17 protein-coding genes are annotated in these 24,247 nt (G+C 65.2%); 2 read left to right on the top strand and 15 right to left on the bottom strand.

The window, feature by feature from the left end:
- Positions 1 to 103: 103 nt before the first annotated feature.
- From NR101_RS04915 to NR101_RS04940, 6 genes are all read right to left on the bottom strand, one after another.
- Complete coding sequence (locus NR101_RS04915; RefSeq protein WP_256776057.1) at positions 104 to 430, bottom strand: YkgJ family cysteine cluster protein; 327 nt, start codon at positions 428 to 430, stop codon at positions 104 to 106.
- A gap of 191 nt (positions 431 to 621) precedes the next feature.
- Complete coding sequence (locus NR101_RS04920) at positions 622 to 2,595, bottom strand: type IV pilus secretin PilQ family protein (RefSeq protein ID WP_256776056.1); 1,974 nt, start codon at positions 2,593 to 2,595, stop codon at positions 622 to 624.
- A 19-nt stretch (positions 2,596 to 2,614) separates the two neighbouring features.
- Positions 2,615 to 3,148, bottom strand: coding sequence for a pilus assembly protein PilP (locus tag NR101_RS04925; protein ID WP_256776055.1), 534 nt, complete (start codon positions 3,146 to 3,148; stop codon positions 2,615 to 2,617).
- Positions 3,145 to 3,822 carry a type 4a pilus biogenesis protein PilO gene (pilO, locus tag NR101_RS04930; protein WP_256776054.1) on the bottom strand — a complete coding sequence of 226 codons (678 nt, stop codon included), beginning with the start codon at positions 3,820 to 3,822 and terminating at the stop codon, positions 3,145 to 3,147. The genes NR101_RS04925 and pilO overlap by 4 nt, the downstream gene beginning before the upstream one ends.
- A complete protein-coding gene (locus tag NR101_RS04935) occupies positions 3,819 to 4,628 on the bottom strand; it encodes a PilN domain-containing protein (protein WP_256776053.1) in 810 nt (269 codons plus the stop codon). The genes pilO and NR101_RS04935 overlap by 4 nt, the downstream gene beginning before the upstream one ends.
- Positions 4,628 to 5,686: a pilus assembly protein PilM gene (locus tag NR101_RS04940; protein WP_345779476.1), complete on the bottom strand. Its 1,059-nt coding sequence runs from the start codon at positions 5,684 to 5,686 to the stop codon at positions 4,628 to 4,630. The genes NR101_RS04935 and NR101_RS04940 overlap by 1 nt, the downstream gene beginning before the upstream one ends.
- A 224-nt stretch (positions 5,687 to 5,910) precedes the next feature.
- On the opposite strand from NR101_RS04940, the gene NR101_RS04945 reads away from it, so the two are divergent.
- On the top strand, positions 5,911 to 8,337 hold the full coding sequence (locus tag NR101_RS04945) for a penicillin-binding protein 1A (protein WP_306175390.1): 2,427 nt from the start codon (positions 5,911 to 5,913) through the stop codon (positions 8,335 to 8,337).
- 271 nt (positions 8,338 to 8,608) lie between these two features.
- Positions 8,609 to 9,259 (top strand): hypothetical protein, encoded by a 651-nt coding sequence (locus NR101_RS04950; protein WP_256776051.1) that lies wholly within the window; start codon positions 8,609 to 8,611, stop codon positions 9,257 to 9,259.
- Positions 9,260 to 9,414: 155 nt separating this feature from the next.
- Here NR101_RS04950 and NR101_RS04955 read toward each other — a convergent pair whose 3' ends face one another.
- The 9 genes from NR101_RS04955 to NR101_RS04995 form a co-directional block, all read right to left on the bottom strand.
- Positions 9,415 to 10,221: a toll/interleukin-1 receptor domain-containing protein gene (locus NR101_RS04955; protein WP_256776050.1), complete on the bottom strand. Its 807-nt coding sequence runs from the start codon at positions 10,219 to 10,221 to the stop codon at positions 9,415 to 9,417.
- On the bottom strand, positions 10,212 to 10,652 hold the full coding sequence (locus NR101_RS04960; RefSeq protein ID WP_256776049.1) for a hypothetical protein: 441 nt from the start codon (positions 10,650 to 10,652) through the stop codon (positions 10,212 to 10,214). Before NR101_RS04960 ends, NR101_RS04955 begins: the two co-directional genes overlap by 10 nt.
- Positions 10,653 to 10,716: 64 nt before the next feature.
- The gene (locus NR101_RS04965) at positions 10,717 to 16,095 is read right to left on the bottom strand and encodes an ESPR-type extended signal peptide-containing protein (protein ID WP_256776048.1); all 5,379 of its coding nucleotides are present in this window, start codon (positions 16,093 to 16,095) and stop codon (positions 10,717 to 10,719) included.
- Positions 16,096 to 16,163: 68 nt separating this feature from the next.
- The gene (locus NR101_RS04970) at positions 16,164 to 16,859 is read right to left on the bottom strand and encodes a pilus assembly protein (protein WP_256776047.1); all 696 of its coding nucleotides are present in this window, start codon (positions 16,857 to 16,859) and stop codon (positions 16,164 to 16,166) included.
- Between the two features lie 16 nt (positions 16,860 to 16,875).
- Entirely contained in the window at positions 16,876 to 18,009 is a 1,134-nt protein-coding gene (locus NR101_RS04975; protein WP_306175391.1) for a CfaE/CblD family pilus tip adhesin, read from the bottom strand.
- Positions 18,006 to 20,729 carry a TcfC E-set like domain-containing protein gene (locus NR101_RS04980; RefSeq protein WP_256776046.1) on the bottom strand — a complete coding sequence of 908 codons (2,724 nt, stop codon included), beginning with the start codon at positions 20,727 to 20,729 and terminating at the stop codon, positions 18,006 to 18,008. The genes NR101_RS04975 and NR101_RS04980 overlap by 4 nt, the downstream gene beginning before the upstream one ends.
- 67 nt (positions 20,730 to 20,796) lie before the next feature.
- Positions 20,797 to 21,294 (bottom strand): CS1 type fimbrial major subunit, encoded by a 498-nt coding sequence (locus NR101_RS04985; RefSeq protein ID WP_256776045.1) that lies wholly within the window; start codon positions 21,292 to 21,294, stop codon positions 20,797 to 20,799.
- 593 nt (positions 21,295 to 21,887) lie between these two features.
- Positions 21,888 to 22,250, bottom strand: coding sequence for a NirD/YgiW/YdeI family stress tolerance protein (locus NR101_RS04990; protein ID WP_256776044.1), 363 nt, complete (start codon positions 22,248 to 22,250; stop codon positions 21,888 to 21,890).
- A 714-nt stretch (positions 22,251 to 22,964) separates the two neighbouring features.
- Positions 22,965 to 24,242, bottom strand: a complete 1,278-nt coding sequence (locus tag NR101_RS04995) for a citrate synthase (protein ID WP_256776043.1) — start codon at positions 24,240 to 24,242, stop codon at positions 22,965 to 22,967.
- Positions 24,243 to 24,247: the final 5 nt, after the last annotated feature.

Here is a 24,247-nt window from a genome sequence, read left to right on the forward strand (position 1 = left end):
ACCCACGCGACGTGCGTAAGGTTCCGCCCACATGATGGCAGGGCTGGCGCTGGATCGGGATCAAGATTGCCTGAACGCGATACTCGTAACGGCCGAAGCCACCTTACGGCGTATTCGGGGCCATCGTGCCTTTGTCGCCGGCAAAGATCGCGCTGCAATAAGGACCAGACATCGCAAATCGGCGACAGGTCTGCGGCCGGTCGTCATAGATACTGCAATTCATGCGCTCACGGTCCAGCGCCACGCACCATCCGTCCGCGCCCCCGGCCATCACGCGCAGGCCAGTCGGCAGCTCAGTGGTCAGGTGCGCCGGAACGCAGTCGGACGCCCCGAGCACCACGGTCAGCCGACAGCACTGCGCAGCGCAGCTGGAACAGTTGGCGGCTGCCATGGGGGTCACCTGCTTTTGCAATAAATCGCCGCCCAGCATAGCGCGGATTCCTTGCCGGGCTCCTCACCCCTGGCCAATCGCCCCAACCGGCACAGGCAAGCGTTCATTGATCGATTGCCCGTTCTACAGCGGGCCCTGAGCGTTCCTCAGGTACGTTGCAACATCGAAGCTTCCTGAACGCGAAAGGGCCGCACAAGGCGGCCCTTTCGCTGCAGGCATGACCGCGACCCTTAATTGGTCTTGGACACGCGCAGCACCTTCGGAGTGACGAAGACCAGCAGTTCGGCCTTGTCCTTGTTACGGCTGCGTTTCTTGAACAGGTTGCCAAGGAACGGCACGTCGCCCAGGAACGGCACCTTGTTGACGCTGTTGCGGTCGGTGAACTCGTACACGCCACCGATCACCACGGTCTGGCCGTCTTCCACCAGCACGGCGGTGTTTACCTCGCGGCGGTTGATGGTCGGGACCTGGCCGTAGCCTGCCAGCGTGATGTAGCTCTCGACTTCGTCCTTCTTGACCGACATGTTCAGGAACACGCGGTTGTCGTTGGTGATGGTCGGGGTGACTTTCAGCTCCAGCACCACTTCCTTGAACTGAACGTTCGGGGTGGATGCGCCACCCACACCACCGCCACTGATGGTGACGTAGCCGATTTCCTTACCCTGCTTGATCGTCGCTTCGCGCTGGTTGGTGGTGACCACACGCGGATTGGAAATCACTTCGCCGCGCGATTCGGCCTGCATGGCCGACAGTTCCACGTCCAGCAGGTAACCAGCATTGAGGATCGACAGCGCAAGCGAGCCGGGATTGCTGGCCGCAGCGACCGGCAGGTTCCAGTTCAGGCCACGGGTGATCGCCGAGCCCACTGGCGTCGGTTCCGGACCGACACTACCGCCGGTGAGCCAGTCATTACGCGCCTTGTCATTGGCGATCCGGGTGTCAACCTCTGACTTGCGGGTCGCTGCATTGGCCGCCAGGTCACCACTGAAGTACACGTTATCCCGGCTGCCACTGATACCGAACTTTGCACCCAGCTCTCGTGCGAACGTATCAGTAGCGATCACGATCCGGCTTTCGATCAGCACCTGGTCGACCGGGCGGTCGATCACGTTGATCAGCTCGCGCATGCGCGCCAGCTTCTTGGGGATATCACTGATCATCAGCGTATTGGTGCGCTCATCGGCGACGATGCGACCACGCGATGACAGGAACCCGCTGTCTTCCTGGGAACTGTTGCCACCACCACCGCCACCACTGCTGCCGCCGCCGCCGATGCCCTTGGCCTCGGTCAGCGCTTTGAAGATCTGCGCGGCGTTGTGATAGTTGATCTGGATGTAATCGGTGACCAGGTCTTCGCGGTTCTCGATCGCGATGCGCGCGTCTTCCTTGTCCTGCTCGAACTTGGCCAGCTCGGGCTGCGGGGCGACCCACACCACGCCGCCATCGCGACGCTTGTCCAAGCCCTTGGCACGCAGCACGATGTCCAGTGCCTGGTCCCACGGCACGTTGACCAGCCGAAGGGTAACGTTGCCTTCGACGCTGTCGGAGGCCACGACATTCAGGTTGGACTCCTCGGCGATCAGCTGCAGAACGGTGCGCACGGGCACGTCCTGGAAGTTGAAGGTCACCGGCTTGCCGCTATAACCGCGCTGCGCGACGGCCGCAGCCGCCTGGGTAACGGTAGTGGCGTTGATCGCGCCGGTAGCCGCAACCTGCTTGCGCGGGCTGATCTCCACCACGTACTCGTTGCCGGTCTGGTAGGCCAGCGACTCGAAGGCGGTATTGGTGTTGAGCACCAACTGGGTGCCGCCGCCGTACGGCTTCGGATCAATGCGTTGCACGGGGGTAGCGAAGTCGGTCACGTTGATCGACTTCTGCAGGTTCTCCGGCAGGCGCACGTTGCCGACGTCGATCACCACGCTGTTGCCCTGGGTGCGCAGGTCCGGGTTGGCGCCCTTGCCGTCGAACTGCAGGATCAAGCGGCCAGCGCCGTCTTCACCGCGCTTGAAGTCGATCTTGGATACCGCCAGCGAGGCAGGCGCCATGGCCGGCGCGACCGCGGTCGCCGGCGGCGTCGGTGCTGCTCCCGGCGTCGCCGCCAGCAACGTGCCATTGGCCACCATGAGCGCGACTCCCAGCGCGCACAGGTGGATCAGCTTCGGGCGCCGGTCGGGACGCTGCCGCATGGCATTGGAAAAGGTCATCGTGCTATCCCCATAATCATTATTGATCTTCAAGCGCAAGCGATGCAGGCCGTTCCAGCCAGCCGCCCGCGCCATCCGGCACCAGTTCAATCAGTTCGATCCGGTCTTCGAAGACCCCGGTAACGCGGCCGTCGCTCTGCCCCAGATAGACACCCGGACGCACCCGATAGGTGACCTTGTCCGGCGCCATCACCAGCGATACCAGCGCCCCCCCCTTGCCGATCGAGCCAACCATGTCCAAGGCGTCCAGCGGGAAGGCTTCCAGCGGCTCCTTGCGACGGTTCGGATCGGGACGAAGCCCCGAGCCGCCCTGCGGATTGGTCCAGGCGTCGGTGAACGGATCGCGCATCCCCTGCGCGGAGTATTCAAACGTTTCGAACTGCTGCATCACCGGCAGTGGCTCCAGTGGCGGCGCCGGGCGCGCACGCACGTCTTCGACCCATTTGGCCAGGTTGGGTGCATCGCCAGGGGTACTGCTCACCCCGCGCGCGCAACCAGCCAGCAATGCCAGCACCAACAACCCACCTACCCGTGCAGTCACCCCAAGGCTCATTTCCTGCCTCCGGATTTGGCCGACTTTTCATTGGCGGCGGCTGCCTTTTCCTGCGCTTCCATTTCCAGCTCGTCAAGGTAACGGTAGGTCTTGACCGTGCCCGACAGCTCCAGCGCACCACTGCGCGCGGTGATGCCGGTCTTGGGGTCCTTCGGCTTGAGGTTGATGTCGTGCATGGTCAGGATGACTACGCGCGGCAACGAGGCCACACCGCTCACGAAGGCGCCAAACTGGTGGTAGCTGCCTACCATGCGCAGCGCGATCGGCTTTTCGGCGTAGAACTCCTTGGGCTGCTCGGCACCGGGCTGGAACAGTTCATTGACGAGCCCGCTGGAAAGCGCGGTCTGCGAGATGTCGATGATCAGATCCGGCATTTCCGTCTTGCTGGGCAGCTGGCGCAGCATCTGCTGCAGTACCTGCTCCATCTGGGCCAGCTGCTGCTTGAGTGGCGCCAGATTGACCGCACGACCTTGCTGCTTTTCGAACTCGGCCCGCAGGGTGGTTTCAGTCTGCTCCAGCGAGGCGAGCTCATCGCGCTTGCCGCTGATCAGGGCAAACCAGGCCAGCAACACGATCAGCGCCGCCAGCAGCGCGCAGAACACGACTTTGGCCTGCTGCGGCCAGTTGCCGATGTTGTTGAAATCCAGCTCTTTCAGGTTGATCTTCTGGCTCATGCGGCCCCCTTCTGCGGCGTACTGGACCCAGCTGGTTGTGCGGGTGCGGCGGGCGGAGCGATGCGGCTGCCGGACGGCTTGGCCGGCGCGACGGCCGGGGCGGAGGCTGGCGGAGCGCCAGGCGAGAGTGGCGCCACCGGCGCGGCTGCGGCCGGGTCAACCGGGCTGGCGCCCAGGTCAGCAGGTACCAACGCACTGCCATCGATGCCCACACCAGCAACTGGCTCACTCTGCGCCGGCAAGGTTACTTTGACCTCGAACATGTACGGCAGCGCGCTGATATCGGTCAACGGGCCCGGACCATCTTTGCCTGTCTCGGGCTTTTTGGCCTCGATCACCGACAGTTCCGGCTTGCTCATCCAACCCGAGCTTTCAAGGTTGCGCATATAGGCGCTGACCCGCGCATTGGACTGGGTCCGTCCCTGAAGGGTGAGGATGTCGCCTTCCTGCTTGAGCGCGGTCAATACCACGCCATCAGGGATGGTGCGCACGAGCGCATCGAACAGGTGGACCATCTGCGAGCGCTTGGCCTGCAGTTCCTCGATCACCTTCTTGCGCGCCAGCAGACGTTCCTTCTGACGGTCAAGGCGGTCGATCTCCTTGTTCTGTTCCTTGACCTTCTCGATCTCGGCGGTCAAAAAGCTGTTGCGCTCGCTCTGGCCACTGACCTGCCGGTCGTAGTAGAACCAGATCAGCAGCGACAGCAGCACCCCGCCGATGGCGGCGAAGCCGAGCATGCCGTAGAAATCACGCTGGCGTTGCTTGCGCCGCTCGGCGCGCCAGGGCAATAGGTTGATTCTCGCCATCAGTCAAAGCTCCTCAGCGCCAGACCGGTGGCGATCATCAGCGCCGGGGCGTCCTGGGCCAGGGCATGTGCCTGTACCTTCGGACCCAGCGTCATCTGCGCCAGCGGATTGGCCACCACGGTGGCCACGCCCAGCTGTTCTTCCACCATCTCCGGCAGCCCGGCCAGCGCCGCGCAACCGCCGGCCAGCACGATGTGATCCACGCGGTTGAATTCACTACCGGCATAGAAGAACTGCAGCAGACGGCTGATCTGCTGGACCGTGGCTTCCTTGAACGGCTCCAGCACTTCCATTCCGTAGCTTTCCGGCAACCCGCCCTGACGCTTGGCCAGGCCGGCTTCCTCGTAGGTGAGGCCAAAGCGGCGCATCACTTCGTCGGTCAGCTGCTTGCCGCCGAACACCTGTTCGCGGCTGTACAGGCTACGCCCGCCACGCAGGACGTTCAGGGTGGTCATGGTGGCGCCGATGTCCACCAGCGCGACCACGCCATCGCTGGCGATCGGCAGCTCGCTGGCGACCAGGGCAAAGGCGTTCTCGACCGCGAAGGCCTCCACGTCCATCACCCGGGCAACCAGACCGCCCAGCTCCAGCGCCGATTGGCGCAGCTCCACGTTCTCCGAGCGCGACGCCGCCAACAGCACCTGGACCATTTCCGGGTTGTTGGGAATGGCGCCCAGTACCTCGAAGTCGAGGTTCACTTCCTCGATCGGGTACGGGATGTAGTTGACCGCTTCGAGCTCGACCTGGGCTTCCATGTCGTTCTCGTCCAGGTCGGCAGGCATCGGGATCAGCTTGGTGATCACCGCCGAACCGGCCACGGCTGCGGCAGCGTGCCGGGCCTTGGTACCGGAACGGTTCACGGCACGTCGGATAGCCTCACCGACAGCCTCTACCTCAACAATGTTCTTTTCCACCACCGCATTCGGCGGAAGTGGTTCCACAGCGTAATGTTCCACGCGAAAGCGATTGCCACTGCGTGAAAGCTGCAAGAGCTTTACTGCAGTCGAGCTGATGTCGACGCCAATAAGCGGCGACTGGCTTTTTGGGATAAGCCCCACGGTTTCTCCCCTGCCGACGGGCACTTGGACGCAGAACCTGCGCCCGCGCATTAATAACGTTTTTTTTGCAAATCGCAACTGTCATGCTGTGAAACGTGCATCACGGCACGTTTCACGCGTCCCCAGACGATGATTGAGTTGCGCTCCCCAGGATCGGCCCCAGCCGCTCCCTTGCGTAATCTATACTCTGCGGCCACGAAATTCGCAATCGGAATCTGTCCCTGATGACACGCTTTCGCCGCTGGCTGCGCTGGTTGCTGGTCGCCTTCCTGGTCCTGGCCCTCATCGGCGCGGCCGTTGCGGGCGGCCTCTACTACGCCGTTTCCTCCAAGCTTCCGGACGTGCAGAGCCTGCGCGACATCGAGATGCAGGAGCCCATGTACGTCTATGCCAGCGATGGCAAGCTGATGGCCGTGTTCGGCGAGTCCCGGCGCACCCCGATCACCATGAAGGAGGTCCCCGAGCGCCTCAAGCAGGCCTTCCTGGCGACCGAGGACGCGCGGTTCTACCAGCACGGCGGGGTCGACTACAAGGGCATCGGCCGCGCGGTGTGGCTGCTGGCCACCACCAACGACAAGCGCGTGCCGGGTGGGTCCACCATCACCCAGCAGGTCGCCCGCCAGTTCTTCCTGAGCTCGGAGTACAGCTACACCCGCAAGCTGGCCGAGATCCTGCTGGCGCGCAAGATCGAGTCCGAGCTGAGCAAGGACGAGATCTTCGAGCTGTACCTGAACAAGAGTTTCTTCGGCAACCGCGCCTACGGCGTCGCCGCCGCGGCCGAGTTCTACTACGGCAAGAAGCTGGGCGAGCTGGACCTGGACGAGATGGCGTCGCTGGCCGGCATCCCCAAGTTCCCCTCCTCCGGCAACCCGATCAGCAACCCCGAACGCGCCCGTGAGCGCCGCGACTTCTACGTGCTGCAGCGCATGGCCAGCCTGGGCTTCATCAGCCAGGCCGAGGCAGACGCGGCCAAGGCGGTGCCGATGCACGCCAGCGCGCACGAGCCGCCGGTGCAGGTCGAAGCCCCGTACGTGGCCGAGCTGGTCCGCCAGGAAATGATCGCGCGCTTCGGCGGCGACGTGGTCAACAAGGGCTACCACGTCACCACCACCATCAACGCCGAGCTGCAGGCTGCGGCCAACGTCGCGGTGGGCAATGGCCTGCGCGTGTACGACCATCGCCACGGCTGGCACGGTGTGGAACAGCACTTCGACGTTCCCGCCGATGCAGACGCCAAGGCGCTGGCCGCCAAGCTGGTAGGTATCCCGTCCCAGTCCGGGCTGCTGCCGGCGATCGTGGCCTCCACTGCCGCCGATGGCAGCGCCACGGTGGTGCTGGCCAACCGCAACGAACTGGTCCTGCCGGTCGCCGCCAGCCGCTGGGTCAACAAGGCCCCGGCCAAGCTGCTGACCCGGGGCGACCTGGTCCGCGTGCGCGCCGGCGAGAAGGAAGGCGAGTGGTTGATCGACCAGATCCCGCGCGGCCAGTCCGCACTGGTCTCGCTGGATGCCGACAGTGGCGCATTGAAGGCGCTGGTCGGCGGCTTCAGCTTCTCCGGCAACAAGTTCAACCGCGCCACCCAGGCGCGCCGCCAGCCGGGTTCCAGCTTCAAGCCCTTCATCTACGCGGCCGCCTTCGACAAGGGCTTCAACCCGGCCTCGATCGTGCTCGACGCCCCGGTGGTGTTCCGCGACCGTCGCGGCAAGACCTGGTCGCCGCAGAACGACGGCGGCGGCTTCCGTGGCCCCATGCGCCTGCGTGAAGCGCTGGTGCAGTCGCGCAACCTGGTCTCGGTGCGGCTGCTCGATGGCATGGGCGTGGACTACGCGCGCAAGTACATCAGCGAATTCGGCTTCGCCGAGGCTGAACTGCCGCCGAACCTGTCGATGTCCCTTGGCACCGCCTCGCTGACCCCGCTGTCGGTCGCGCGTGGCTATGCGGTGTTCGCCAACGGCGGGTCGCGCGTGGATACCTGGGTGATCGACCAGGTCACCGACCGCGACGGCACCCTGGTGTTCAAGGAAAACCCGGCCATGGCCTGCCGCGAGTGCGCCGGCACCAGTGGCGGCGCCCCGGTCAGCCAGGTCGTGGACGGCTTCAACTTCGGCGCGGCCGCTGCGCCGGCACCGGCGGCCACTGCGGCAGCCAAGCCGCAGCAGCCGGTCGAGGCGCCCAAGCCAGTCAACCCGGATGCCAAGGTGGCCCCGCGCGCGATCGACGCCCGTACCGCCTATCAGCTGGTGTCGATGATGCGCGACGTGGTCCAGCGCGGTACCGGTACGGCGGCCAAGGTGCTCGGTCGCGAGGACGTGGGCGGCAAGACCGGTTCTACCAACGATCACCGCGATGCCTGGTTCTCCGGCTTCGGCGGGCCCTACGCCACCACCGTGTGGGTGGGCCGCGACGACTTCCGCTCGCTGGGCTACCGCGAATACGGCGGCAAGGCGGCGCTGCCGATCTGGATCGACTACATGCGCGTGGCGTTGAAGGACACCCCGATCGCCAAGAATGACCCGCCCTCGGGCATGGTCCAGGCCACCCTCAACGGCGCGACCGAATGGGTCAAGGTGGAGGACATGGACAAGATCGAAGAGTTCAACGTGGATACCCACGTGCAGCAGGCAGACGACGCCGCGTTCGATATCTTCTGATCCCCCGTGCCGGGTACGCCGGCACCAGGAACGAACACAGGCCGGGCATTGCCCGGCCTTTTTTGTTCGCCGGCCGCGCCTCGTCCGCGCCATCGCCCCGGTAGAGCCACCCCACGGGTGGCTGCACGCAATCCCTGATCGCAGGTAGAGCCACCCCATGGGTGGCTGCACGCATTCCCTGATCGCAGGCACAGCCACCCTCGGGGTGGCTCTACCCGGTTGTCACATCGCCGGTGTACATTGCCGTGCAGGTCGCCAAGGAGTTCCGGTCATGCATCGAGCCCGTCAGCATGCAGCCACCCAGACCCGCGAGCGTCGCCACCGGCTCGCCCACGAAGCGGCCCGGCTGATGGCCGAAGGCGGGATCCGCGACTACCACCAGGCCAAGCTCAAGGCCGCCGCCCGGCTGGATATCCACGACGACGCCTCGCTACCGCGTAATGCGGAGATCGAAGACGCGTTGCGCGAGTACCAGCGCCTGTTCGCCGGCGCCGACCACGGCAGCCAACTGCGCCAGCGCCGCGAAGCCGCGCTGCGCGCCATGGAATTTCTGCGGGAGTTTTCCCCGCGCCTGTGCGGGCCAGTCCTGGAGGGCACGGCCGATGCCAACAGCCCCGTGCAGCTGCAGGTGCACAGCGACGATGCCGATGCGGTGCAACGTTACTTCGACGAACACGGCATCCCGGCCGAATCGCGTACGCGCCGCCTGCGTTTGGACCGCGAACGCGCGCTGGACGTGCCGGTCTGGGTGTTCAGCGCCGAAGACCTGACCTTCGACATCGCGGTGCTGCCGTACGACGCACTGCGTCAGCCACCCTTGTCCGCTATTGATGAGAAGCCAATGCGACGGGCGTCGGCGGCGCAGCTTCGCGAGGTGTTGGCCGAGGCGGAGATCGCCGGGTACGTGACCACACGCGTGTAAGGCGTGCAGTAGAACAGCCGCCAACCCTCACCTGCCCCGAAGGCTCACTCGAGGGTGTGGGCCTTCAGCAGGGTGCAGAGCGCTCAGGATGATGTCCCGATCCGTCTCCCGGGCATTCCCACCGTACGACTACGTGCGCCTGCCGCTGCCACGCTTCATATCCAACCCAACAGCCGTCTCGCCTGTTCGCTGAGCGGCAGCTTTCCGTAAAGGTGATCCAGGAAAACCGGATGTTCGTGAGAGTAGGAGGTCGTCGGGAATCCGACGGTGTCGGCGATTGCGCGCTCCAGCACGTCCCATTCCAGCGTATGTGCCACTTCGGGGGCACCGAACGCCACGCCTTGGTCTGCATCGGATTTCAGGGCCTCCAAGGTGAGCCGCTGCCGGCCACGCCGCGGCAGGTGGCGAGCGAACATCAGCTCGGAAAGCACCCACGGTGCCCCCGCATGGCGACCATCCTCCACGCATGTGCGTAGTCCTGCGGCCTCGCCCTCCAGGTGCAGGAACAGCTCGCAGCCATCGATCAGCCGCTGCAGGGCGGCATTGAACACCATATGCAGGCTGGCCGACGTCCGTACCACGCGGTGATAGTGAAAGTGATGCGTGCCGGGTGAGTTCCCGCGCGCCGAGAGTGACTCGTCCAACTCCTGCTGCACGGTGTAGGCGTTTAGCCACAGGCACGAGTCGACGAACACCGTCAGCCCCAGCTGTTCAAGGATCACCGCCAGCTGCAGCACCTGTTCTCGATCACCGCGCCCATGCGACAGGAACACGTCGGGCTGGAACGCGGGTGCCACGGCCTGCTGCACAGACTCCGCATCCAGTACGGTACTGCTGTCCATCAGGTAGGCGGCAACGGCCCGCCACGTTGCATGGCACCGCTCCTGGTACGCGGCAGTGGCCGGCGCATCCACCTTCAGCCCGGCGCCATTGAAATTGCGTACGCGCAGCTTCAGCAGCATCGTGATGCCTCCCGTACCACCTGGTAGACCAGCACAACGCCGGCCACCAGCGGCAGATGAAAGGCCAACACGGTCGGGCGGCACAGCACTTTCAGCAACGGCTCGCGCACCGCCGCCAAACGGGCTGCATCGACACGGTAGGAGAGCATCTGGGCCAGGGGCGCATCGCAGGCCGTGTTGTACAACTGCACGAAGGCGCGCTCCCGCTGCAGGAAGAACGCATGAAAGCCCATGAACAGCACGCCGGGCAACACGAACAGCGCCCAATGGAAGGGCGCCTGCTGGCCTACCGCGCGGGCCAGCAGCGCGATCAGCACTGCCGCGCTGCCCGCCTTCATCGCCACGGCGCTGTTGGCCAGACGGGCAATGACGCCCTGAAGAATGTTCAGATAGCCCAGCCGCCAGGCGATCTGGTTACCGATGGTGTCCATCGCGCTCCCCTTTTCATTGCACAGTGGGCAGGGCTCCCGACGGTGCCCTGCCCTGCACTGCGCGTTACCAACCGATGCCAACACCCAGGCCAACGCTCTGCTCACCGCTGTTGGTGAACGCGCCGTTGAGGCTGAACGTGGCCGAGCCCTTCTCGTTGAGCACCCGCTGGTAGCCCACGGCCATGGCCGATTCGCCATCGCTGTAGCCCACGCCCGCACCCAGCCGGTTGTAGGTGGCCAGGCCGGCGGTATTCATGGCCATCGCGCTCTGCGCGCTGTTCATCGCCGCCAGCCGGTTGAAGCGCTTGTCCATCTTGTCCAGGCGCTGTTCGACCCCTTTGATCGCGTCATCGGTGTACTCGTTGGCGCGGGCGAGCATCTTCTCCAGATCGGCGGTGCTGACCTGCGGCGTGGGGGTGGGTGCATGGGCGGGTGCGTCCGCCTTGGCCGGCTTGCCGACGTCGTCGGCACTGGCGATGCGACCATTCCCCTCTGCGGCAGAGGCGACCTCCGGCGTACCCGATACCGCGCCACTGCCTTCCTCCTCCGCCACGAGCGGCGTAGGTGCACTGGCGGTCGCCATTGCGCGACCTTGCGGCGGGGTGTCAACGCGCTGTTCCAGACCGTCGATGCGGCCATCCAGGCGCTGCTCCATGGCATGCAGCTGGCCGCCGTTGACCGCATCCCGGCTGCCGGGTGCGATCAGACCGTTGGCCACGTTGCCGAGCACCATGCCGTCGGGGCCGGCCAGGTTGAGCTGGTTGAGGCCGTCAGTACGGGTGGCGGGACTGTCCTGGAAGACCGAGCGGAGTTGGTGCTCGACGTTGCCGACGCGGGTACTGTTGGAGATCACGGCAGTGTCTAGTGCCGTCAGGGCGTCATTCAGGGTTTGCTGCGACCCACCTTGTATCGCGAAGATAGGGCCGACGACGTTGCCATCGGCATCGACCTCACCGCCCAGCGTTGCTAGCGCACCACGCAGCTGACCGACGGTTGCTGCGTCATTTCCGTCTCCACCCCGAGCGAGGTTCACAATGCGCCGCTTCAGTGTCGAATTTCCCACAGAAATGACGTTATCCTCTGTGGCGGCGGAATCTGCGCCCAACGCAACCGAACCTTCGGCGCCAGTCTGGACCCTCGCATAGCTGCCAAATGCGATGCCATTCTTGCTAAGCACCGTTGAACCGGTGCCGAGCGCGAATGAATTCTCTGCCGCACCATCAACAAACGAAGCTCTGCCAAGAGCAACCGAGCTTCTTGCTCGAGCCCGCGCGTAAGCCCCAATCGCGGTAGCACCATCCGTTCCTTGACCCGCCTCAGCGCCATTGCCGATTGCGACCGAGAACTCTCCTGCCTGCGCAGCGTTGCTTTCATCATCGAAAGTCACCGCAACGAAGCGTCCAGACTGCTCGATCGATGAAACCCGCTGATTCGTCGCAAACAACTGCCCGCCGTTCACCGCATCTGTACTGCCAATAGAGCTGATGTCACCGGCGGCCAAGCCAACGATCCTGGCTCCCTCCAACTCGACCACGCTACGCCCGGCAGTGAACTTCACGACGTTCCCGAGATCCGGATCAAGACCGTCAACATCCGCGCGCAGCTTGTCGACATCTTGCTTGTTCTCACCTATCTGGCGATTGCTGGCGTGTAACTGACGACCCGTTACAGCGTCACTGCTATCCGCACTCAGCAGGGCGTCATCGATACCAGTAAGCCGAACTCCGCCGAAATCAATCAAGCCTCCCATGCCGGTCAATCGCGCCCCATCTGCGGGCTCCAGCAGGTCTCGCAGCCCATCAATTTCGTTTCGATTGCGTTCGATCTTCTGTTCCGTTGCGTGCAATTGACTGCCGTTGACTGCATCGCGGCTACCGGGAGCGATCAGACCGTTGGCCACATTACCCAGCACCATGCCACTGGCGCCAGCAAGGTTTATTTGGCTTAGACCATCGGAGCGGATTGACGGGCCATCTTGGAACACCGAGCGGAGTTGATGCTCCACCGATCCTACGCGCGCGCCAGTCTTGAACACGGCGAGATCCAGTGAAGAAAGCGCGTCGCCGACCGTGTTCTGCATACCGCCTTGCACGTTGTAGGTTGGCGCCACAACATCGCCGTTGACCATGCCTGCGCCACCTCCGAGCGTTGCCAGGGAGTCCTGCAGCTGTGCAACAGTGGTCGCGTCATAAGTGCCTGAGCCGCGCCCGACATTCACTACTCGACGCTGCACAGTGCCGCTGCCAACAGATACCGTGTTTTCTTGATCAGCATACGATCCATAGCCTAGCGCGACCCCATTTGTCGCCGACGCCTTGACCTGGGCCTGCGCACCAAGCGCAACACCGCCATCAACTTCTACGCGGGAGCTAGCACCCAGAGCGAACCCTTCAGTAGAACTCTCTGTTACATGCGCCGCACGACCGAGCGCGACTGAGTTCGTACCCATCGCCTTGGAGAAGCTGCCCACTGCAGTCCCACCCTCGTTGGCAGGCGATGCTTCAGAAGACTCACCGAGCGCCACCCCGAACCAGCCAGCCGTGGCATCTTCGCTAAGTTCATCAGTGCCGATCTTGAAGAACCGGCTGCGAACTTCGATTGAATCTATCCGCTCGTTAGTCGCAAACAACTGCCCACCATTCACCGCCTCGGTGCTACCTGCCGAGCTGATATTCCCGGCCGCTACACCTCGAACCTTTCCACCATTCAGGTCGATGCTACCGTCCGCGGCAAACTTCACCACACCGTCCAGATCCGGATCGAAGTTCTCGAATTCGGTGCGCAACTCATCCAGGTCGCGGCGGTTGTCTGTGATGCGCCCATCCTGCCCGGACAGCTGCGAGGAGTGCGTCGCCAGTACCCCTTCATGGGCCGTCACTTTTTGCTGGGTGCCAAACAACTGCTTGCCTGTAACCGCGTCGGTACTGGTCGCACTCAGGGTGCCATCCGCCACGCCACTCAGTTTGCGCGCTGCATTGGACTTGTTGCGCAGGTCCAGCGTGGTGCCGGTGTTCTGAGCACCCAAGCGCAGGTTCCCGCTGGCTGACACCTGGCTGACCAGGCCTTCCAGAGCCGTCGCACGGGTTACGACTCCGTCCGCCGTTCGCTGTGCGGCGGTCGCTGCGGCTTGCGCCGTGGTCGCCGTGTTCTGCGCCGCGGTCACGTTGGTGTTGGTGGCATTGAGCTGCTTGCCCGTAACCGCTTCGGTACTGGCGGCACTGAGAGTGCCGTCAGCCACGCCGCTCAGTTTGCGTGCCGCGTTCGACCTGTTGCGGACGTCCAGGACGGTACCGGCGTTCTGCCCACCGAGGCGCAGGTCGCCGGTCGCCGACACCTGGCTGACCATGCCTTCCAGTGCCGTCGTACGCGTCACTACCCCGTCCGCCGTTCGCTGTGCAGCGGTCGCGGTGGTCTGTGCTGTCGCAGCAGCGCTGTGTGCTGCCGTCACGCTGGTGTTGGTAGCCGCGAGCTGCTTGCCGGTCACCGCCTCAGTGCTGGTGGCGCTCAGCGTTGCATCGGCCACGCCGCTGATCTTGCGGTTGGCGTCGGATTTGTTGCGCACATCCAGCGTCGTGCCCGTGTTCTGCGCGCCAAGGCGCACAGTGCCAGCGACTGCTGTCTGGCTGACCAAGCCCTCCAATGCGGTTGCGCGGGTGGTCAAGGCATCGGCCGTGCGCTGGGCGGCACCCGCTGCGGTCTGCGCGCTGGTGGCGGTGCTCTGTGCGGCGCCGACGAGGGTGTTGGTCGCGTGCAGTTGGCTGCCGGTGACCGCATCGGTACTGCCCGCGCCGATGGTGCCGTCCGCCACGTACTGGATCTTGCGCTTCCCGCTGGCGTTACCCACAGAAACCGAATTGTCCGAAGCGGTGACAGAGCCGGCACCCAAGGCCACCGCATTGCCGTGGGTGGCACTGCTGCGATCGCCCAATGCCAGCGCACTGCCCCCGCCTGCCTTGGCCAGGTTGCCCAATGCCGTGGCGTAGGTGCCGGTGGCGACCGCCTCGCGGCCGACCGCCGTGGCCTGGTTGGCGGTCGCCTGCGCGCTGAAGCCCAGCGCCGTGGCGTGCGTCCCTTGCGCCTTGGCCGAGGTGCCGCTGGCCAATGCGCCGGTTCCGGTGGCGGTGGCTTTGTTGGCCGCCGTCATGGCGGTGCCGGTGGCCGTGGTGTTGGCCGCCACCGTCGCCTTGGCCGCAGCCCCATCGGCAGCGGTCTTGGCTGCCGTAGCGGTGCTGGTGGCGGTGCTGACGGACTGGTTGGTGGCGTGCAGCTGTTGCCCGGTCACCGCATCGGTACTGGTGGCGCTCAACACACCGTTGTCGATGTTCTGGATGCGGCGCTTGGTTCCACTCCGGTTGGCCACGTCCAGCACGGTACCAGTATTGGAACCGCCGACACGGATCGTGCTGCTGGTCGACGTCTGCGTGACCAGCGAGGCAGCAGCCAGAGCGCGATCTGCGGTGGATTTGGCCGTATTGGCGGTGGTGCGGGCCGCGTTTGCAGTGGTGGTGGCAGCGGTCAGTCGTTCATTGGTGGCGTTGAGTTGCCGGCCAGTCACCGCGTCAGTGCTCGATGCGTCCAGCACGCCGTCTGCAACGTTCACAATGCGGCGTTTGGTGAGGTAATTGCCGACGGAGACGGTGTCGACTTCAGTTGCGCTCGATCCCCGTCCAAGCGCCACCGCACCGCGCGCTACGGCCAAGGCTTCGTAGCCGAGCGCCAATCCATCGAATTCGGCGCGCGAGTCACCGCCTACGGCAATGGCGCCTGTCCAGCCGCTGCTGCCTGCATAGGCGTCACCTCCAATGGCGATTTTGGAGATGCCCGCCCCATCATGGGTCTTGGAGCCGCTGCCAACGGCGACGGAGTTCTCGCTGTACGCCTTCGAGCCGTTACCAAGGGCTGTCGTCCCGAGCCCATTGGCGATGGCGCGAGCCCCCACCGCGGTGCCATAGCCACCGTTGGTCGCGCTGGCGAAGTAGCCGACGACCGTGCTGTTCTGGCCATAGCCTTCAGCAAAGTTGCCCACGGTTACACCACCGGCACCGTTTGCCCGGCTCTTGATCCCCGCGGTAAAGCTTCCGTGGCCGTTCGCACCGGCCTCACCGCCCAGCGCCATGGTTTCTTCGGCGGTCACCAAGCTCCAGTTTGCAGCAGAGGTATTCCCATACACCGACCCCTTGATCACGCCCATGACCACGGCATTGCCGGACGGGGCCACCGATATGGCGTGGAAGGCACTCAACACCTGGCGTTCCCACCACTCAGCGTCGTCGTCAGCGACTTCGACCGCCGCAGCGGTCATTGGGGCCAGACCCAGCAATGCGATCAGCGCCGCGCTTCGGCCTGACACCTGCGCACGCTTTCCACGCACCGAAGCCAACTCACTGGCAACGACCCAGCACTGCAGGGCGGTGGACCAGACACGGCGATAGATTTTGTTCATGAGAACTCCTTGGGGAACGAAACGAGATGGGAACCGCCCGGCATTGCGCAGCAGGCAGGTGTGGGGATTCAGGGCGTGAGGGTCTGCACGTGCTCACGATTGCCATCGCGCGTGAGCCGGTAGCGCAGCTGTACGGTGTGGCCCGGCTGCATGGCGAACGGCAGCGGCAATGCGCTGCCGGGATACAGGCTGCGCGACAGCTCGTGCGCGGTGCATTGGCTGCCGTCGCAGTCGGCGATGCTGGTGATGCCCAAGCGCAGCGTGCCGGCGTTGCGCAGCTGGTCGCCTTGCACGCGAATGTCCACCGTGCCGTCGACGGGCAATACGTTCACCAACGCCCCCCATACAAGGTTCACGCCAATGCTGGCCTGGGCGCCCTCGCCCTCGGCCTGGTCGCGTTCGTCCGGACCGCGCACCCCTTCGAAGTAGATGCGGTAGGCGGTTTCGGCCTGCACGGGCTGCAGCGGGATCACACGGATCAGGCGGTTGCCACCGCCAGCCAAGGCAAACTTGCCCGGCGTGACCGCGATGGCCGCTTCGCTGGGATCGACGTCGACCTCATGCTCCTGCTCGCCGGCGGCGTCAACGATACGTCGCACGGAAGTCTGGATGTACTGCGGCTGGGTAGACTGGGAATAGATGCGGATCTGCGTACTGCGCTTGCCATCGACCGACGCGCGCATCGGGTGCACGGTGAGATTGGCGTGTGCAGGTGCCGCCAGCAGCAGCGACAGGGACAACAGAACAACGGCTGGAATTTTCATGGAAGCTCCTGGAAGGTCAGGGCGTGACCGTGGGGACGCGCAGCTCCACCTGCAGCTCGCCGAAGTAGGTGCCGGCCTGCTGGGTGGAAATGGGGACGCGCGGAATATCGAAGGTGATCGGCGTGGGCACGCAGAACACCGGTTGGCTCATGCCGGGTAACAACACCAGACGCAGCAGTGCGGTATCGATGCCATGCAGCTGTTGCTCCACGCCGTTGGGCATGGGCACCGGGGCGCCGTTGTGGTCCAGGGTGACGGTGTAATCCAGGCGACGGGTGTCGTCGCTGCCACCATCGGTATGCCAGAGGGAATAGCCACTGGGACCGGGCGGCTTGCCACTGCGGTCACGCACGGTGACGCCGAGGTACTGGGCCTGGGAGCCGAGTCCGTCGTAGAGACACATCTCGAGTGAGGTGCGGCCGCCTACCGTCTGCTGTATAGGGTCGTAATCGGAGTTGAGCTGAACCAGCGGGGTGACGTGGTGGAAGGCCGGAAAGTAGATTGAGACGGCGTTGCGGTCGGTGATGGTCAGATCAAAGGTGTAAACCTGCACCGCCAAGTTTCGAGCGCCCGGTGTTTGAACGCTAAGTTCCAGTTTCGCGGACCAGACGCCCGCGACCAGCTTCCTGAGCTCTCCTTCACCAAGGCTCAGCTGTGCTCCCGTACCCGCTGGCTCATCAAACGCGCACGCCGTTCCATAGCCCGTCCAGGGTGCAAATATCCCGTTCTGCCAAAAGTTTCCGAGGCAGGAGCGACCAGACAATGCTCGCTCTACCCCTCCCCTTATCGACAACTCGGTGCGCATCTGTGACCGACTCTCTGTGAACGTAAGCCTTATGTCTCTCAAGCCCAACGAATGTTCATTGGTGTTATCTGTTGGGCACGCGCCGCGCGTAGCGTCAGAGTCTGATAGACAGACCAGATGCAGGGCGCCGTATTGGAGTGAGAGATTCGTATGGTGATAGCCCAACAATGTGCGCGGGGGCATCAGCACCACATCCCCCGGCATCGCAGACCGATCCCACGACATCACAATGTTCTGCGTCGCACTCACCGGATGCGTCTCCGGCGGCCGCTGCCCCCACGCCTTCGGCATCACCCCCAACAGCGCCATCAGCAGCATCACGGCCCACACGCCGCGCCGGTTCATGGCGTACCTCCCGCAGAGGCCGTCTGCGGCGTGGCCGCCATCAGGGCGTGCTCCTGCAGCAAGCGGGTTACCCGCGCCTGCTGGCGGATCTCGGCCGGCAGCTGCGCCACGCCCAGCGGCTCGCACTGCACGATGCCCACCAGCATCACCACGCTGCGTCGCTCACGCACCTGCAGCGGGCACTGCAGCAGGTGGTCCTTCTGCAGCAGGTACAAGGTGCGTTCGCGGCGCGGGAAGTCGGCCACGAAGCCACCGTTGCTGCCGGTGCCCGGCACCGGCGCATTGAGAATGCGGGCGCCGCCCAAGGGCAGCCCGGCGATGTCGCGCGCGTTGCCGATGAAGGTGTAGGTCACCTCGATCGGCACCGGCAGATGCATCAGCCGGCCCGGCGGCAGGAAGACCGGGCGCGCGCCGCCCACGCCGGTCACGCGGATGGCGGCATCGCTGTTCAGCGCGCTGGCGTCCTGCACTTCGGCGCGGTGGCTCTGGTAGGCCGGCAGCGGCAACAGGCGGCGCTCGCCGAGTGCCAGCCGTTGCCGGCGCAGGCCGCCCACCTGCAGTTCGGCGGCGACGCCGGTCAGTTCCAGGTCGTCGGTGTCGTCCACCTGCACCGCCAAGCCGGCCTCGGCCCCCACCCCGCCGCCCCAGTAGAAGCCGTGCCGGCCCAGCGCCAGCCCGGAGCTGTGGGTGGCGCTGTAGGCCATCTCGGTGCGGCCGCGCTGCTGGTAGTGCGCCACGGTGCCGCCGGTGTGGCCGATGCTGTTCTGCAGTTGCGCGCTGAGCGCGGCACTGTAGCGGCCGCTGTTGTTGCCGCGCAGGTCTACGGTGGCCTCGCGGTACTGCGCCTCCACGTCCTGGCGCAGGGTTTGCCCGGCGCTGTAGTTGATCTCCGGGCGCGCATGCTGCGGCTGTCGCACGTCCAGGCTGTAGCGGCGCTGCGAGGTGCCGCGGTCGCCGCGCTGCAGGCGGGTCAGGCTGAGGTTGAGGAAAATGCCGCGGTCCCGGCCGTCGCGCAGGCTGCTGCGGCTCTGCTGCTGCCATATGCCGATGCGGGTGGACACGCTGAACTCCTGCCAGCGCTGCACGCGGCTGTAGCTGGCCTGCCAGGTGCGGGTGAGGCTGGGCTCGCGGCTGTAGCGCTGCTCCCACGGCGGCAGCAGCGGGTCCAGTGCGGCCAACGGGTCGTCGATGTCGCCTGCCAGCAACCGCCCGCGGCTCCAGGTCTGCCGCCGGGTATAGGCCACATAGGCACTGCCACCGCCGAGCGGCAGCGCCATCGAGGCACTGAGTGAATCGGCACAGCCCAGCCGGTCGCGCGCGTCGTCCTCGAACTGGCACGCCTTGCCGCGCATGCGCTGCTGGTACAGGTTCCAGGACGCGCGGCGGCGGTACGACACCTGATGCTGCTGGCCGGTGCTGCCATCACTGCCCTGCAGGCCACTGAAGGTGGCGCGGATATCCTGGGTAGCGAAGGCGTGGCGCAGGTCCACGCGCAGCTCCCCATAGCTGACGCCACCGAGGTCGGCGGCACCGGCAGTGACTGCGGCGGCGCGTCCAAGTGGCACGCGCAGGCCGGCCATGGCCGCCCTCTCGCCGTCGAAACGGTCACTGCGGCGCTCGTTGCGGCGACCGCCCTGCAGGAACCACTGCACGCTGCTGTTGGTCCAGTCGCCGCCCTTGTCGAACGGTGCCGCTTCGCTGCGCACCAGCACGCCATCTTCGTAGATGCGCAGGGTCACGCTGTAGCTGCCGAACGGGAAGCGGCGGGTGTCGAGCTGGTTGATGCCCGCTTGGAGGTAGAAGGTCTGCAGCAGGCGCTCGCCGTCGAAGGCATCCACGCGCGCATCGCGCGCCAGCAGCACGGTCAGCGGCAGGGCCTGCACGGCGGCCTCGGTGTCCACGTAGGCCTGGGTGGTGCCCACGCGCAGGCCGGCAAAACGGTCCATCGGCAGCAGGCTGAAACTGAAGGTGCCGCCCTGTGGGCTGGACAGGTTGCGGCGGTCCATGCGCCCGGCCTGCAGGTAGTGCTGCTGGCCCAGGTCATGGCGGTAGTAGGCGTTGTCGAACTGGAAATCCTGGCGGCGCCGGCTGCCGCGGTACTGCTGGCTGTTGAAGTTCCAGTCCACCGCGATATGGCCACGCTGCAGCACACCCAGCGCGCCGGCGCCTTGGGCGGTGAGCGCCTGGTAGCCACGGCCGCCACTGAAGTTGACGGTCTGCTGGTGCAGGAACGCGCTCTCCGCGTTGCTGCTGATCTGGTGGAAGCGATCAGCGGCCGGTTCGGCGCTGATCCACTGGCGGGCAACGAACAGGCGCACCGCGCCTTCGCCTTCATCGTAAAGGGCACGCACGGTGTTGGGGTCCTCGGGTGGCTCGAGATAACCGCAGCCCGCGCTGCCTCCGCCATAGCGGCAGGCCAGATGGCTGTTGCGCGGCAGCGGCTGGGAAAGCGCGGGCAGCAACGCAGCCTGGGCCTCGTCGGAGAGGTCCAGTGCCTGCAGCACGCGCGCCGGATCTTCCAATTGCACGCTTTCCAGGGTGACCCGCACGGGCGACAGACCCGCCGTGCGCCCGAACAGGCGTACATCGAGCTGCTCGGTCTGGCCGGCAACCAGGTCTTCAAAACCGACGGGGACGCCGCGTGCCGCGACCAGGGGGGTGGCCAACGACAAGGCGAGCGCGACCGCCAGCCGGGTCAGGGCAGGTGCGGTAGCTTTCATGGGGAGCGTTGCCTGAGGCCGCCGGCCCGGTATCCGGGCCGGCGTGAGTGACGCGAGGGGTGAACCGTTACGGCTTCTGGGTCAGCACCACGCTGACGATCCCTTCGTACACGCCCTGCACCGTGATCGGGGTGCGGGTGGTCTGGGCGATCTCCAGGTCCATGATGATCGATGCGCCACTGAGCGCACCGTCGTACAGATCCGCTGCCAGGAAGTCCTGTGAGGCAACGGTCAGCTCGCGCTTGTTGAGTCTCACGGTGAGTGGAACATCGGTGCCGGTGCCGCTCTTGGGTACCAGTGACGGCGCGTGGCCAAGCCGCACTTCCACATCCTTGTCTTCATCGTTGGTGTAGATGCGCACGCGCTCGTTGTGCGGAGTCAACCCCTGGCCCGGAATGTGGTCCAGTGGGATCGAGTCCGGCAATGCGGTGCCATCGTGCTTCATCAACGCCAGGGACGGGTCAACATTGGTGTAGACGGTGATATGGGATTCGGCGGCATTGGCCGACAGCGAAGCGGCGGTCAGCGCTGCAGCAAGCGCGGCCTTGTTGAGGATACTGGACATGGCTTCTCTCTCTTTTAGTGTTCGAAAAGACGCTTCCGCAGGAAGCACCGCCGCCACCACGCGGGGTGAGACAGCCCAGTCAGGTTAGTTAGGGGCAGGTGATTTGCCCATTCAATGAGTCCTAAAAACGACGCCATTTTGGCCGTAATGCGACCGCACCCTCACTACTTGAACATTGCAGCAATTCCTATGCGTCCCTGCGCCCTCGGCGCGTGCGACCCGATCACGCACGTGCACCGGAACGCCCTTGCGTAGCCGACCCAACGCGGGGCGCTGCTCCACGCTGGCCTGCGCCGCCGGATCCGCTTCCTCGCGGTGCATCCACCACGCCGTCACCCGCTGGTGAAGGGTGGCGCCCCTGCGTCCGTCCAAGGACGGCCACGTCATCGTTAACCTGTGTCGTGCGCTGCGTGCGTGGATTCGGCGCGACCGCATTGCAGCGCCGTGGGATGTTCCATCACCCACGACCCTGCGCTACGGCGCCCTATCTCATTCCCGGTGCGCACGCATTTTTCCATCTGAGTGGCGCTCTCACAGCCGCCCGCGGGCCTAAGCGTCGGGCATGGCGGTTTGCGCACCGGGCGTGCTCCGGCTCAGCGCGGCGGCAGCACTTGCACGCGCTTCACCTCGATATCGGTGGGCTTGAAACGGTGCGTGTCCACCTTCCCCAGCAGTTCCACCGTGGCGGCCGCGCCAATGGCCTGGTGAGGCATGTCCTCGTCGTCGATCTCCACGTCGATCTCGCCGGTGGCGTCGCGGAAGCGGTAACGTTCATTGCCGACCTTGGCGACCAGGTGGCCCAGCAGCAGTACCGCGTGGTCGTCGCGCTGCTGGCGGGCCTGCGCCACCGTCGTGGCGACGGCGGTGGCACCGGGACCGGTATAGCCGGCCAGCGCGTCGCTGGCGTGCAGGGTGGATGCGATGGCAAACAGGGGAATCAACGCGTAGCGCGTCATGGTCGGACTCCTTCGGGACTTGCTTGGTTGATCTGACAAGCCTGATCCGCGGAGCCCCATAGACCCATGCAATAAGTACGAAAACGTCAGCGCCGCGCGCCAACGCGCCTGCCCGTTCATCGTCACGACGGTGTAGCCACCCCATGGGTGGGCGCACAGGGTGCCGGCACCAACAGAAGCGACCACCCAATAAAGAAGGTGTTTCTCCGATCTGGGGAGAGGTCTTGTTGCAAGGCCCGTCGCAGCGTGAGCACGACGCTACGCGGGTGGTCGGGGGTGCAGGCCGTTGGGATGGGCTGGCGTCTCCGATCGGGCTGGTGGCGAGCGTGAGGGGCCCGTATCCGCCGGTAGGCCCCTGGCGCAAATGTCCCCCGGCCGCGGGGCGGCCTCCTCCTTTATTTTGCCCAGGGGCCTACCGGCGGATACAGGGCTCGGCACGGGGTACGCAGGTGGACGCCGGGCGTTTGGGCGGTGGCCGGTGGGCCGGGCGCTGGCCCCATGCTCTTGGAGGCGAAATAAAGGAGGAGGGGGCGGCCGCAGGCCGACGCCGGAGGACCGTCGCCGGAAAGGGCATCGGGGCCCAACGCCCAACCCGCCGATGGCTGTGCGTGGAAAGCGTCATGGGACGTTTCTGTTTGCCCCGCGTATGGGCGAAGAGCCCAAAAAAAACGCCCCGCAATGCGGGGCGTTCTTCAAGACGAGGTACCGGGGCGATCAGCCCTGGTAGTCGCGCACGTCGCTGCCGGTGTAGACCTGGCGCGGACGACCGATCTTCATTTCCGGATCGACCTGCTGCTCCAGCCAATGCGCCACCCAGCCGGAGGTACGGCCCAGGGCGAACATGACGGTGAACATTTCGGTCGGGATCTGCAGCGCCTTGTAGATGATGCCGCTGTAGAAATCGACGTTCGGGTAGAGCTTGCGGGCGACGAAGTAGTCGTCCTGCAGCGCGGCCTGTTCCAGCTTGACGGCCACGTCCAGCAGCGGATCCTGCACGCCCAGCTGCTTGAGCACCTTGCCGGTCATCTCACCGATGACCTTGGCGCGCGGGTCGAAGTTCTTGTACACGCGGTGGCCGAAGCCCATCAGGCGGAAGCCGGAGGTCTTGTCCTTGGCCTTGAGCACGGCGGACTCGACGTTGTCGGCCGAACCGATCTCTTCCAGCATCTTCAGCACGGCTTCGTTGGCACCGCCGTGGGCCGGACCCCACAGCGCGGTGACGCCCGCGGCGACCGACGCGTACGGGTTGGCACCGGTCGAACCGACCAGACGCACGGTCGAGGTCGAGGCGTTCTGCTCGTGGTCGGCGTGCAGGATGAACAGCAGGTCCAGCGCCTTGACCACGTCCTGGTTCAGTTCGTACTGGCCGTCGGCCGATTCGAAGGTCTGCTTCAGGAAGCGGCTGACGTAATCCAGCGAGGTGTCCGGCTTGTTGGCCGGCAGGCCCTTGCCGTGGCGGTAGATCAGCGCCGACAGGGTCGGCACCTTGGCGATCAGGCGCACGGCCGCATGGCGGCGCTGTTCGGCGTCGGACAGGTCCAGCGAGGCGTGGTAGATACCCGACAGCTGCGCGATGGCGGCGGTCAGGATGGCCATCGGATGGGCATCCTTGGCGAAGCTGCCGATCAGCGTGTTGATGGAATCATCGACGTTGGCTTCAGCAGCCAGCTCGTCGGTGAAGGCCTTCAACTGCTCGGCGCTCGGACGCTCGCCATTGATCAGCAGGTAGGCCACTTCGACGTAGCTGGACTTTTCCGAGAGCTGCTCGATCGGATAGCCGCGATACAGCAGCACGCCCTTGTCACCGTCGATATAGGTGATGGCGGACTTGCAGCTGGCGGTGGCAGTAAAGCCGGAGTCGTACGTGAAGAGACCGGTTTCCTTGGTCAGCTTCGAGATATCGACGCAATCGTTGCCGAGCGTAGGTTTGATGACGGGCAAAACAACCGACTTTTCGCCGGCGTTGAGCGTGACCTGATCAAGATCGGACACTGTGT

The organism is Stenotrophomonas sp. Ste86 (assembly GCF_024519465.1).
GTDB lineage: Bacteria > Pseudomonadota > Gammaproteobacteria > Xanthomonadales > Xanthomonadaceae > Stenotrophomonas.

Bases quoted from the DNA above. Each gene is read 5' to 3' on its own strand.
- NR101_RS04980 (WP_256776046.1), bottom strand. From the start codon at position 20,729: ATGAAAGCTACCGCACCTGCCCTGACCCGGCTGGCGGTCGCGCTCGCC.
- NR101_RS04935 (WP_256776053.1), bottom strand. From the start codon at position 4,628: ATGGCGAGAATCAACCTATTGCCCTGGCGCGCCGAGCGGCGCAAGCAA.
- NR101_RS04985 (WP_256776045.1), bottom strand. From the start codon at position 21,294: ATGTCCAGTATCCTCAACAAGGCCGCGCTTGCTGCAGCGCTGACCGCC.
- NR101_RS04925 (WP_256776055.1), bottom strand. From the start codon at position 3,148: ATGAGCCTTGGGGTGACTGCACGGGTAGGTGGGTTGTTGGTGCTGGCA.
- NR101_RS04960 (WP_256776049.1), bottom strand. From the start codon at position 10,652: ATGGACACCATCGGTAACCAGATCGCCTGGCGGCTGGGCTATCTGAAC.
- NR101_RS04945 (WP_306175390.1), top strand. From the start codon at position 5,911: ATGACACGCTTTCGCCGCTGGCTGCGCTGGTTGCTGGTCGCCTTCCTG.
- NR101_RS04915 (WP_256776057.1), bottom strand. From the start codon at position 430: ATGCTGGGCGGCGATTTATTGCAAAAGCAGGTGACCCCCATGGCAGCC.
- NR101_RS04975 (WP_306175391.1), bottom strand. From the start codon at position 18,009: ATGAACCGGCGCGGCGTGTGGGCCGTGATGCTGCTGATGGCGCTGTTG.
- pilO (WP_256776054.1), bottom strand. From the start codon at position 3,822: ATGAGCCAGAAGATCAACCTGAAAGAGCTGGATTTCAACAACATCGGC.
- NR101_RS04920 (WP_256776056.1), bottom strand. From the start codon at position 2,595: ATGACCTTTTCCAATGCCATGCGGCAGCGTCCCGACCGGCGCCCGAAG.
- NR101_RS04950 (WP_256776051.1), top strand. From the start codon at position 8,609: ATGCATCGAGCCCGTCAGCATGCAGCCACCCAGACCCGCGAGCGTCGC.
- NR101_RS04965 (WP_256776048.1), bottom strand. From the start codon at position 16,095: ATGAACAAAATCTATCGCCGTGTCTGGTCCACCGCCCTGCAGTGCTGG.
- NR101_RS04955 (WP_256776050.1), bottom strand. From the start codon at position 10,221: ATGCTGCTGAAGCTGCGCGTACGCAATTTCAATGGCGCCGGGCTGAAG.
- NR101_RS04990 (WP_256776044.1), bottom strand. From the start codon at position 22,250: ATGACGCGCTACGCGTTGATTCCCCTGTTTGCCATCGCATCCACCCTG.
- NR101_RS04970 (WP_256776047.1), bottom strand. From the start codon at position 16,859: ATGAAAATTCCAGCCGTTGTTCTGTTGTCCCTGTCGCTGCTGCTGGCG.